Source organism: Hymenobacter puniceus (genome assembly GCF_014333525.1).
Classification (GTDB): domain Bacteria; phylum Bacteroidota; class Bacteroidia; order Cytophagales; family Hymenobacteraceae; genus Hymenobacter.
The window spans coordinates 273,418-285,930 of the sequence record NZ_JACSCX010000006.1; the positions used below are offsets into that span (position 1 = coordinate 273,418).

The 12,513-nt window shown below is 58.7% G+C and carries 9 protein-coding genes; 7 read left to right on the forward strand and 2 right to left on the reverse strand.

The genetic code is table 11. The annotated features are described in order from the left end of the window. Positions 1-11 precede the first annotated feature (11 nt). The gene (locus H8B14_RS17090) at positions 12-2,096 is read right to left on the reverse strand and encodes a matrixin family metalloprotease (protein ID WP_187316867.1); all 2,085 of its coding nucleotides are present in this window, start codon (positions 2,094-2,096) and stop codon (positions 12-14) included. Positions 2,097-2,147: 51 nt separating this feature from the next. Then, positions 2,148-3,056, reverse strand: a complete 909-nt coding sequence (locus tag H8B14_RS17095; RefSeq protein WP_187316868.1) for a DUF72 domain-containing protein — start codon at positions 3,054-3,056, stop codon at positions 2,148-2,150. Between the two features lie 430 nt (positions 3,057-3,486). Between H8B14_RS17095 and H8B14_RS17100 the strand changes: the two genes are divergently transcribed. From H8B14_RS17100 to H8B14_RS17130, 7 genes are all read left to right on the forward strand, one after another. Continuing rightward, positions 3,487-4,305, forward strand: coding sequence for a septal ring lytic transglycosylase RlpA family protein (locus tag H8B14_RS17100; RefSeq protein WP_187316869.1), 819 nt, complete (start codon positions 3,487-3,489; stop codon positions 4,303-4,305). Positions 4,306-4,429: 124 nt separating this feature from the next. Next, positions 4,430-5,059, forward strand: a complete 630-nt coding sequence (locus tag H8B14_RS17105; protein ID WP_187316870.1) for an outer membrane beta-barrel protein — start codon at positions 4,430-4,432, stop codon at positions 5,057-5,059. Positions 5,060-5,163: 104 nt separating this feature from the next. Then, a complete protein-coding gene (locus H8B14_RS17110; protein WP_187316871.1) occupies positions 5,164-7,632 on the forward strand; it encodes a penicillin acylase family protein in 2,469 nt (822 codons plus the stop codon). Between the two features lie 31 nt (positions 7,633-7,663). Beyond that, positions 7,664-9,211: a TonB family protein gene (locus H8B14_RS17115; RefSeq protein ID WP_187316872.1), complete on the forward strand. Its 1,548-nt coding sequence runs from the start codon at positions 7,664-7,666 to the stop codon at positions 9,209-9,211. 66 nt (positions 9,212-9,277) lie between these two features. Next, entirely contained in the window at positions 9,278-9,667 is a 390-nt protein-coding gene (locus H8B14_RS17120; protein WP_187316873.1) for a hypothetical protein, read from the forward strand. A gap of 273 nt (positions 9,668-9,940) precedes the next feature. Further along, a complete protein-coding gene (locus H8B14_RS17125) occupies positions 9,941-10,858 on the forward strand; it encodes a hypothetical protein (RefSeq protein ID WP_187316874.1) in 918 nt (305 codons plus the stop codon). Positions 10,859-11,005: 147 nt separating this feature from the next. After that, positions 11,006-12,031 carry a hypothetical protein gene (locus tag H8B14_RS17130; RefSeq protein ID WP_187316875.1) on the forward strand — a complete coding sequence of 342 codons (1,026 nt, stop codon included), beginning with the start codon at positions 11,006-11,008 and terminating at the stop codon, positions 12,029-12,031. Positions 12,032-12,513: the final 482 nt, after the last annotated feature.

Genomic DNA, 12,513 nt, shown 5'->3' on the forward strand with positions numbered 1-12,513 from the left:
AATTTGCGCCTCTATTCGCTGGTTTTCACAAATGGCAGCGCGCCAGAGCGGCTCTCGGTATCAAGAAAGCGTAACACGTACCAGCCCGCTTTCAGGTTATCGGTAGGCACCCGTAGCAGATTTAGCCCCGGCTGATACTCCAAAAACGCAGTAGAAACCCGTCGCCCGATACCATCAAATAGTTCGGCCCGCACGCGCCCGTTGGCAGTAGCCGGGTATTGAAGCAGGAGTGGCCGGCCCGCTGTCGGGTTCGGGAACAAGGCAGGCTGACTGGCAAGTGCCGCATCGGCAGTGGCCAGCACAGGAGCGGTGGCATCAAGGCTACCATCGGGGCGGCGTAGGCGCAGGCGGTAGTAGAACAGGCCAGGCTGGGGCGGCGTATCGAGGTAGGTGTAAGGAGTTGAGGCCGCTACACTTGCCAGCGTCTGCCAGGTGGTGGTGTCGGTGCCCCGGGCGCGCTGCACTTCAAAGCCGCTCAGGAAACATTCGGTGCGAGTAGCCCAGCTCAGTTGAATGCCGGTAGGTGCTGGTGCCGCCGCAAAAGCCGTAAGCGGGGCCGGCAACATAGCCGCCGGGCCACAGCCCTGCGTAGCAAAGCTGCGGGTACGCAGCACCAGCCGGGCGCCCGAAACGTCATCGGCAGCAATAGAACGGGTGTTCTGGCCACGCGCAACCGCAAAGTGCATAACGGCCCGCGTCAGAATCACGTGCGACAGTTGCTGCGCATGGCCCAACTCGTGCACTGCCACCGACTCAAAATCCAGCTGCTGGCCCACTGCCGGGGCTGGCCCAAACTGCCAGTTGGTAGCATTATCAAACTGCATATCAATCTCCTGCACGTAGAACACCAGCTGCCCATCGGGCCGAAAGCAGCCCCGGTAGTAGCTGGTAGTCCGGCCCAGCACGTTCACCGGCAACTCGTTATCCTGGTCGAAGCCAATGCTGTTCTCGCCATCTTCAGCCGCCCCGCGGCTGGTACGCAGCGGCGCGTCGGTATCCCAGTTGATACCGGTTTGGCAGCGCCAGGTAGCCAGCGCCCGGTTCCAGGCCGCCACGGCCGCCGTGTTAGCCGCAAAAGAAGTTTCAAACCGGAAGCTGTAGCCGCCACGGCCGTTCTGGCTGATATGGTTGGGGCGCACCAGCTGGTTGCCCGACGTGCTCTGCACGTTGCTCACGGCGTAGGGCACTGTCAGCGACGTGGCGCTGGTGGCCTGCAGCTGATCGTTGGTGGTGATGCGCACCGGGCCGCTGCCAGCCGGGGCGGCAGGTTGCCCCAGCGACGGTACCCGCACTACAATGCGCGTATCGGTCCAGCTCACGTAGTCTGCATCCTGAGGCTTCACCAGCGAGGTACCCCCATTATCAGCGTTGCGAAACTCCACAAAGCCATTGCCGCGCGACGCGCCAAACCCCGACCCTACCAACGTGAGTGTCGCCCCCATCCCGGCCGGCACTATAGTCGGGCTCAAGCTACTGATAACCGGCGCCTGCCCACGCGCCAGCATCGGCGCTGCCAGCTGCTGCTTTGCAGCCACCAAGGCAGGGTTGGGTTGCAAAAGTTGCCGGGGCTGCCCGGTAGCCGCAGTCAGCTGCAAATAAAAAGCTTCATCAATAGCGCCAAGCGGCCGGAAAAGGTCGGATACGGTGGCAGTAGCCAGGTTGTAGGGTAGGAAGCCTTGCTGGCTTCCATACACAGCCCATGCCTCGGTCTCGGTGGCGGTACCGGCAAAAGCAGCTGGCACCAAAAATAATACGCCCTGCTCACCGGGGCGTAGCTGCAGCGTGTTGGTCAGCTGGTGGCGGTCGAGGCCTATAGTGCCGCCTTCCGTTAGCACAGTCACTTTGCTAGGGGCCACACCCTTCAGTGCGCTGAACACGCGCAACTGATGGGCGGTGTAGATGCGGCGGTGCCCGGCGTCCCAGAAGCTGCGGGCATTCAGCACTTCGGCCTCTACTACCAGTGGCGAATCAGCAGCTCTTTCCAGTAAGCTTAACGGCTGCACCATGCAGCGGGCTTCGGTGGGCGCATCCGGCGCTTGCGCAACAGCTGAAAATGCCAGCAAAAACGCCAGCAGCAAGGGCAGAATAGGCTTCATGAGGCAGCGTGGTTCTGGCAGACTTTTCTGCCGGATGAATACTCCTTTTTCTTAAAACAAACTACCCTGCACCGCCTGCGGAAGAATGCGGGGCGCATTAACACCCATACCAGTTAACGTATGCAAACGTCCCAGAAAATACTGCGTCCAGAGCGGCGTGTGCATTATGTCCTTCTGATGCACAAACAGATACACCGTCTGCAGGCCCTGTTGCAACCAGCTGGCAATACGCTCGGCCCAGGCGTCGGCACGCTGATAATCGGAGCCGACCAGGCCGTGGCCGTTGAAACGGATGAAAGCCGTGGGTGTGGTCAGGCGCATGTGCAGCACGTCGCGGCGGCCTGCCACGTCACTCAGCACCAAGGTTTTGCCTAGCGCCTCCAGCATGGCCGCTACTGCCGCAAAGACTACAGCATCAGAAAACCAGGCCGGATGACGCAACTCTACGGCCAGTGGTACATCCACCGGGAAATCGAGCAGAAAACGCTCCAGCCGGCTCAAGTGCTCGGGACCAAAGGTGGGCGGCAATTGCAGAAAGCACCAGCCCAACCGGTCCTGTAGCTCCACAATGGACCGGCAAAAGGTGGTGGTCAAGTCGTCTACATTATACAAGGCCCGGTCGTGGCTGATGACCTGGGGCAGCTTGGGGCAAAAGCGGAAGCCCGGTGGCACGGCGTCGCGCCACTTGCGCACAGTTGCGGCCTCCGGGATGCGGTAGTGCGTGGTATTTAGCTCCAGGCTGTTAAACTGCCGGCCATAATAATGCAGATAGTCAGCTTCCCGGATGCCGGCCGGAAAGTAAGAGCCCAGCCACGCCTTATTGGTCCAGATAGGACAGCCAACATATAGGCCAGGGCTGTTCGTGGTTGCAGTACGGGCCAGCAGCGCGGCCGTATCGGGGTGGTCCGGTGGCAGCCGGAAATCAACGTAGCGCAGGTCTGAAAGGCGGCCAAAATCCATAAGGCAACATACGGCAAAATCCTGCGTCGCGCCTAACTCCGGTTACAGGCTACCGCCGGTGCGCCGGGAGTTATTCGTAACAGGTTCATCAACACTCATCTGACTTTCCAGGGCCACCGATACACTTAGTAAAATCCCATGACTTTTGCAACCAGCCTGGAAAGGACATTCACTTCCAACAACCAATATTTTTCTACCGACGCATAGTCTCATTTTAATGCCCGGCGTCCAGCCTTCCTATTATAATGCAAAATGCGCCTTTATGAAACACAACTACCCATTCTACCGCAGTTAGCACCGATAAATTAAATGCAAATTTTATTTGAAAAAGCCAATTAAAGCCTTGTTATCGGTACCTGGCTAGCTAGCCATAATGCCGGAGTTTGGGCTGCGCGTTTAGATTTGTTGTGTTCACCAACGCCGCGTACTGATGACGGTTACTCTACGACTGAATACCACGGGCTGGCTACTGTCCCTTTTTCTGGTGCTGCTGACAACATGCTTTGCACCGGCTGGCTATGCCCTCGGGCGTACCGAAGACGACAAGACACCTGCTACCGCTTCCCGCCGGGCCACTGTGCTGCGGGGCCGCGCTTCGTGGTATGGCCGGGAGCACCAGGGGCACCGCACCAGCAATGGCGAGCGGTTCGACCGCAACCAGTATACCTGCGCCCACAAAACCCTGCCCTTCGGCACTCGTTTGCGTGTCACGAACCCGACCACTGGCAAAGCAGTGGTAGTACGAGTTTCTGATCGGGGCCCTTTCCGCCATCAGCGCATTCTGGATCTGGCCGAGATTGCCGCCCGTCCGCTGGGTATTATACAGCACGGGGCGGTGAGTGTGGTAGCAGAGATAGTACCGTCCACCACGCCGCTTGGGCCCACCGATGCCCCCGCTGACCTCGCAGCCTTGGCAGCCGATTCCACTACTACCCTCACTGCTACCACCAGCATCCTGCCCGGCACCACCGAAGCCGCCGACGTGGTGCTGATACCCGAGCCCAAACCAACTTTCGTGGTGCAGGCCGGCACGTTCGGGGATGCCCGCAACGCTCAGGCCGTCCTCGACAAGATCATGGCGCTGGACCGCACACTGGCTGTGACCATGGCCGCCGGTACCAAGGAAGGCAAACCCGTCAGCCGTGTGCTGGTAGGGGGCTTCCAGGACCGCGCCGAAGCCGACAAGGTTCGCCTGCGGCTGCAGCAGTGGGGCATTGCTGGCTTAGTACGACAAGGCGAGAATTTGTAGTAGCTATCTGCTTGATAGCATAAAAAAGCTGCCGGCACGTTGTGTCGGCAGCTTTTTTATGCAACCTCCGCACCGGTTTCAGCATCTTCGCTTCGATTTATCTTCCTCTTATCTTTTTCATGCAATGAAAACGCTACTTTTTCTCGGCTTAGGCTGCGCCCTGGTCACATCTGCCACAGCCCAAACCGAAAAAGGCGCCCGCTACCTCGGGGCCAATGTGGGCAACCTAAGCTACAGCCGCGACGACAAAAACAACAGCGTTTCGGCCAGCCTTACGCCCTCGGCCGGCGTGTTTGTGGCCAATGACTTTCTACTGGGAGTTGGCTTGCCCATCAGCTATTCGCGCGGGCACATTGAATACACCTTTCAGAAAAGCACCCGGCGGGATATTGCAGTGGGCTTGTCGCCGTTTGCCCGCTATTATCTGCCGGGCGCCGGCGCGCACCGTTTTTTTGGGCAGGTGCAGGGAGCGTATGCGCGGAGCAATTCCCGCTACCAGTCAGAAGGGACGTACACAGCATCCGGCGGACAGGTGATAATCACTAAAGAAGATCAGCGCAGCCGGAGCTCCTACAATAGCTTTGGCGCCTCCCTAGGCTACAACTATTTCCTGACACCGGGCGCGGCGCTGGAAGTGGTGGCCAGCTACAACCGGCTCAACTATAGCCGGTACAACAGCTCCGGCGCGTTCGGCCTCTCGGCCGGCTTTGCCGTGTTCCTGCCTTCGAAAGGCACTGTAGTTCCAACCAACTAAACCAGTTTTGGAAACTCAGCCTACGCGGCGCGCAAACCACACTGGTTTGCGCGCCGCGTTTTTTTGTCGGATGTTGTAGAACGAGACTATCCGGACTGCCTGCTATGCTGCGTATCATCAAACCCGTTCTGGCCCTTCTTGTCAGCATTTCACTGACATGGGTGCTGAACACCCGGCAAGGCGACGTGCCGCCGTTCGGCAAGTTTCTGAGCCCGTTCCGGGGTTTCTGGCGCAATGCTGAACCCGCCGCCGCGCCCGCTGCACTTCAGACGCTGCGCCTGCCGGGCCTGCGCCAGTCCGTGCAGGTCCGCTTCGACGACAAGCGCGTACCCCACATCTTTGCCCAGAACGACCACGACCTGTACTACGCGCAGGGCTATCTTACGGCCCGCGACCGGCTTTGGCAGATGGATTTCATTGCCCATGTGGCCGCCGGACGTCTGTCGGAGATTGTGGGGCCTGCCCGGCTGGAAACCGACCGGTTTTTTCGGCGTATGGGGCTGCCGTTTGGGGCCCGCCGCTCCCTGGATTTGGCCATGACCGACCCGGTGACGCGTACTGTGCTGACGTCCTACGCCAACGGAGTCAATGCCTACATCAGCACCCTCACGCCCCAGACGCTGCCCTTTGAGTACAAGCTGCTCGACTACGCACCCGAGCCCTGGGAGCCGCTGAAAAGTGCCCTGATTCTGAAGTATATGGCCTTCGACCTGAGTGGCCGCTCCGACGACCTGCGCATGAGCAATGCCCTGGCCCGCTACGGCCCGGCTGTCATCAACGACCTGTTTCCCAGCTACCCGGCGCAGGAAGACCCCATTGTGCCTGTGGGCACACCCCTGGACTTTCAGCCGCTGCCGGTACCCGCCACGCCGCCCGGCTTTCTGGCAGCCATGTCGGGCAAAGTACCGCAGCATGAACCGGACCCGGAGCTGGGCTCCAACAACTTTGCGGTGAGCGGGATGAAGTCGGCCTCGGGCTTTCCGCTGCTGGCCAACGACCCACACCTGCAGCTCAACCTGCCCAGCATCTGGTACCAGATGCAGTTGGCTGCGCCTGGCCTGAATGTATACGGCGTAAGCATTCCGGGCACGCCCACGGTCATCATCGGCTTCAACGAGCAGGTGGCCTGGGGCGTGACCAACGTAGCCGCCGATGTACTGGACTGGTATCAACTGAAGTTCAAGGATGGCACGCGGCGCGAGTATTGGCACGATGGCCGCTGGAAACCCGTCCGCCGGGTGGTGGAGCGCATTGTGGTACGCGGCCAGCCCAACCGCCTCGACACCGTGCTTTACACCCACCACGGCCCCATCGTGTACGACAAGCCGGAAAAGCCTTTTATTGCGGGCCAGGCGCCTGTGGCCCACGCCATGCGCTGGACTGCTCATGATGCCGCCAACGAGTTTCAGACCTTCTATAGCCTCAACCGCGCCCACAACTACCAGGACTATACGGCCGCGCTCCGCACCTACGGCTCGCCAGCGCAGAACTTCATTTTTGCCAGCGCCGAGAAGGACATTGCCATTTGGCCCAATGGCCGCTTTCCGCTGAAGTGGCGTGAGCAGGGCAAGTATATTCTGGACGGCACCGATTCGGCCTACGACTGGCAGAGCTGGATTCCGGCCGAGCAGAACCCGCACGTGCTGAATCCGCCGCGACAGTTTGTGTCGTCGGCCAATCAGTTTTCCACCGGCCCCGACTACCCGTACTACCTGAACTGGAACTACGGCGACGGCAGCTACGACCGCGCCCATCGCATCAATGAGCGGCTGGCTGGCATGCGCCGCGCCACGCCCGATAGTTTGCGGATGCTGCAAAACGACAACCTCAACCTCACGGCCCAACTGCTGCTGCCCCGCCTGCTGCAGCTGGCAGCCGGCCCCGCCAACGCCGACACGCTGGTAGCGGCCACCTCGCCCGAGGCCCGCGTGCTGGCCGAGCTGCGCCGCTGGAACTACCACTACACCGCCGACGCGCTGGCGCCCAGCGTATATGAGCTGTGGTACGGCAACCTCGTGAAGCGCATCTGGGGCGACGATTTCGGGCTGCAAGCCACCGGCCTGGAAATGCGCATGCCCGCCCGCGACCGAACCAAAACGCTTATTCTGCGCGAAGCCAACAGCCGCTGGGTTGATGACCGCCGTACACCGCAGCGCGAGACGCTGCCGCAACTGGTGCGCCGCAGCCTGCGTTTCGCCACCGACTCGCTGACCCGCAAGTACGGCCCGCTTGGCCCGCGCTGGGCCTGGAAACACCAGAAAAGCACCGATATTCTGCATATGCTCCAGATTCCCGGCTTCGGGCACCTCGACCTGGACTGCGGCGGCGGAGCGGGCATCGTGAATGCTACTACTGAGCGCACGGGCCCCTCCTGGCGGATGGTGGTGGCGCTGGGGCCGCAGGTGAAAGCCTACGGCGTGTTTCCGGGCGGGCAGAGCGGCAACCCCGGCTCCGTGGCCTACGACGACATGTTGGAAACCTGGCGCGTCGGCCAGCTCAACGAGCTGGTATTTCTGCGAGCCGCTACCGAGCCCAATTCGCGCGTCCGGACCGCCTGGACGCTAGAGCGCTGAGGCGTTACCTTCACTGCTCAACTCTACAAATATGTTGCTGCTATCCGCTACTTACTCCCGGTGCCTATTATTGACAGGCCTGCTGACACCACTGCCGCTGCTGCCCTTACTGGCTCAGAAGCAAGCCACTGCCGACAGGCAGCCGCTGTCTGCCCCCGCTACGGAGCCAGTATACGAAACGCAGCAAGTGGAAATATGGCCGGAGTACCCAACTGGTCTTTTCGCTCTCAAACAATACCTTAAGAGCGCGCGACTACCTGCTGAAGTACGCGAGGGGCGCATCCGGGGCGCTGTGTATGTAAGCTTCATAGTACACTCCGATGGCCGCCTGACCGATATCAGCGTGCTTCGCGGCCTGAGTCCGGGTACCGAAGCGGAGGCGTTGCGCCTGGTAAAAACCATGCCTGCCTGGCGGCCCGCCCGCCGCTCTGATAAAGCGGTGGCCGTACGTCATTCCGTACCGGTGGTTTTTGAAACTCCAGCTGGAAAAACGCCGAATACACCCGATGCTGGGACTATCACCGAGGATGCCAGTATATCCAAGACCTACACGTTTGTGGAGCAGATGCCGGTGTTTCCGGGCGGCATGGATAGTCTGCGGGCCTACATTCAGCAGCATGTGAAATACCCGGCGCAAGCCCTGCGCGAGCAAGTAGAAGGCCGCGTATTCGTTCAGTTCGTCGTAGACACCAAGGGTCTTGTTCGAGAAGTCCAGGTGCAGAAAGGCCTTGGCGCGGGCTGTGACGAGGAAGCCGTACGAGTAGTCACGAGCCTGCCGCGCTTCGAGCCGGGCAAGCAGAACGGGCAACAGGTACCGGTCTACTTGACCGTTTCAGTGGCATTCAACCTCACCCCACCTCGCTCTTCCGACCTAATGGAGCTGCCCGCGCCATCCATTGCCGCCCCGCAGCCTGAGCTGGAGAAAGTATACGCCTACGCAGAGCAGATGCCAACTCTAAGCGGCTCAACCAGCTTGCCCGACGCATTGCAGCAGCTACTGCAGCTGCCCCCGGAAATTCAGGAAGGGTATTTTGGCGGCACTGTAGTCCTACGGTTTGTGGTGCAGCCTACGGGCACTATTGCCAACCTGAAAGTAGTTCGGGGCCTCTGCACCGAATGTGACACGGCGGCGCTGACCGCCGCACGGGCGCTGCCATCCTTTGTGCCAGGCCGGCAAAATGGGCGTGCCGTAGCCGTTCAACTCAGCGTGCCGGTGCCGATGTATGGGCCTGGTTATGTGTTCGAGGGTGGTCAGGTTGCGAAGCAGGCATCTTTTCCCGGTGGCGGTACGGCCTTGCGGCAGTACCTTACCAATAAGCTTAAAGAACCCAAAGTGCTGAAGCAGGAAGATTTGCGTGGCGCAGTAGAAGTGGGCTTCGTTGTGCAAGCCGATGGCTACATCGAATCTGCTGAAATTATACGTCCTCTATGCCGTAGCTGCGACGAGGAAGCCCTGCGCTTAGTACGTGCCATGCCCCGCTGGGCTCCCGCTCGCAACGCCGCCGATCAACCCGTAGCGGTGCGGCAACAGGTCATCATCCCAATGCCAACGACCGTCACCCGTCAGCGCGCCGACTAGCTGCCCCTACCTGCTGCACTTCTTCAACCCTGATTTGCAATCTTCATTACCCGTATCATTGCCCACATGAAATCTGCGCTGCTTCTGTTTCTGCTAATTCTGGTGCTGTCTACAGTAGCTCAGTTGTTCCTGCCCTGGTGGGTAATTACGCCGCTGTGCTTGGCTCTTGCCTTCTTCTCAGCAGCTACGGCTGGGCAGGCTTTCAGTGCTGGCTTTTTGGGCATTGGGCTCGGCTGGTTAGGGCTGGCTGGCTGGCTAAGCCTGCAAAATCATCATCTGCTTGCGCATCGGGTGGCCCGGCTCTTACCACTAGGCGGCTCGGCCGCCACCCTGATACTTATTACAGCCCTGTTAGGTGGGCTGGTTGGCGGAGCAGCGGCCTTGGCTGGTAGCTGGGCCCGCCAAGCCACTAAGCGTCGTCAGCCTGCGCTGATAAAGAAGACTGTAGAAGCATAACCCTTCCTGGCATGTCGTCAAACCATGCCGCCATCATACACACAAGCTGGTTTCATAAACTGTAGCGCTGCAGTCGGATTATAACGCAGGCTGTTCATACTCTATACAACTTAACTCGCATGAGCGTGTTCAATAAGTTCGTTTGCCGCTGGCAGCAGTGAAATTGCCGACCTTTGCTGGTAACGTTGTGTGATTGTGTTGTTTTTGTACGTCACTCCCTTGATTTCTTTCCTGCTAAATAGGCACCTCTGCCAAGTCTCTGTTGGATTATCCATGATGCTGGTATTGTGTCTGCTGGCTGGCTGTGAGCCTCCGCAACCCAAGGCAAACACCCCAGCCGCCCAAGCCGCCATCACGCGCCTGGATTCACTTCAGGCCGACTCCATTTTTCGCGCCGGTGGTCAGTTGCCTGGGGCCATCTTGCCCAATAACCGCATCGTAGCCTTCTACGGCAACCCGTTGCATAAGGCAATGGGCATCCTCGGTGCTCTACCCAAAGACAAGATGCTGCAGCGCCTGCAGCAGCAGGCCGCGCAGTGGCAGGCCGCCGACTCTTTGCCCGTGCGTCCCGCCCTACACATGACGGCTGTTATCGCGCAGCGCGACTCCGGTGCCGATGGCATGTACCGGCTTTCATTACCGGATAGCACCATTCGGCGTGTTATTCGCTGGGGCCAAGAGAACAAGGCGCTGGTTTTCCTGGATGTCCAGGTAGGCTTAAGCACTTTGCCACAGGAACTACCGCTATTGGAGCAATACCTGCGCCTACCGTTCGTGCACCTCGGCATCGATCCAGAGTTCTCCATGAAATCGGGACGGCGGCCTGGCACAGAAGTTGGCGAGTTTGACGCACGCGACATCAATTATGCCCGGCAATTTCTGGCCCGCATCGTGAGTGAAAACAAGCTGCCACCAAAAGTGCTGGTCGTACACCGTTTTCGCCAAGACATGGTCACCAACTATCAACAGATTCAGCTGGATCCGCGTGTTCAGATTGTAATGCACATGGATGGCTGGGGCACCCCGAGCATCAAGCGTAGTTCCTACCGTAAGTTCATCCGCCGGGAACCGGTAGAATACGCCGGCTTCAAGATTTTCTTCCGTAACGATAGTCGCGCCAACTCCCGCCTTATGACGCCAAAAGAGATAGTGAGCCTCACACCAACACCTCTCTATATTCAATATCAATAGATTACACGTAACATACGCCCTAACAGGAAGTGGGGGCATTCAGTAACATAAATACGTTTAGCTCGCAAAAAATACCACAGTGAATTACGGTAGCTGCCCACGGAAAACGTAACTTTCGGCAACTACCTTCATCCTTTTAGTTTTTCAGTGCGGTATTTTTCTCCTCTCAGCTTCGGGCTCACTTCGCTTGGTTTAGCCCTCTCTCTTATCACGCTGCCTGGCTGTGGCTCCCGCTCGGGCACCGACTCCGAGAATCCGGCTGCTGTAGCCGACACAGCCACGCAGCCCGTGCTTGTTGATACGGTGCAGTTGAAGCTGCAAGCCATGCGCCGTGACTCACTGAAAGCCGACTCAATTGTCAGGAAAAGTGGTCAGTTGCCGGGCGCTATTCTTCCAGGCAAGCGCATTGTGGCCTTTTATGGCAACATCCGTTCGAAGGGCATGGGCATTCTGGGCCGCGAGCCTAAAGAGCAGATGTTTCGCAAGTTTGAGAAAGTACTGGCTGAATGGCGTGCCGCTGACCCCAGCCGGGGCGTTCAGCCCGCATTGCACAATGTCACCATCACAGCCCAAGGCACCCCCGGCAAAGACGGAAAATGGCGCCTGATGAACTCCAAAGCCACCATTGAAGAGGTGATTAGCTGGGCCAAGGAACATAAATGCATTCTGTTTTTAGATGTGCAACCCGGCCACAGTACTCTACAGGCTGAGTTGCCTAAGCTGGAGCAGTACCTTAAAGATCCTATCATCCACTTAGGCATCGACCCAGAGTTTTCGCTGTCTACTATGCCCGGCGTGCGCCCTAATCAGCGAATTGGCACCCTCGACGCCAAAGACGTAAACTTCACCGTAAACTTCTTGGCTCGCATTGTGAGCGAGAACAAGCTACCGCCAAAAGTGCTGACGGTTCATCGCTTCACCCGGAAGATGATTACCAACTACAAAAACATCAAGCTCGACCCACGGGTGCAGATTGTAATGCACATGGATGGCCACGGCGACCCAGTTCTGAAAAAGGATTCGTATAAGGACTACATCGTGGCAGAACCAGTGCAGTACACGGGTTTCAAACTATTCTATGAGTACGATGCCCGGCCAAAGCCTCACCACATCATGACGCCAGCAGAAGTCATTGCCCTGGAGCCTTCGCCACTGTATGTGCAGTATCAATAGAAGCAAGTGCCCAAATAAAAAAACCGCGACTATCTGGTCGCGGTTTTTTTATTTGGGTTTGGCAGGCTCTGTTTGGATAGTTGCCTAATGCTACTCAGAACGTCTTACACTACCGTTTTGGCGATTCTGCCTACTGACACACTAAGGCGCGCATATATAGCGTGTGAGCATTGAAGATAGAGTCTATCACCGTAGTTTACAATCAATAATATACCTCACCATCCTATTCTGAAGACGCCCCGTTAATAGGCATTGACTATTCAAGCCACCGTAAGAGCGGCAGATTACTATACTGCAAGCAGTCTGCCTTGCTCTTGCCTATCACCCGATTGTAGCATGCAATACTCCGTGCCCGCCAAGCATAGCGCAGCCTCCAGCTGCCCAAAAACGGTAAGCGGCCCCCGGGCCGGCCTCCGCAGGGGAGGCCGGTCCGGGGGCCGCTCGGCTGTGGCCGCACACCCCGTGCCGGGGCGGGCCACAAA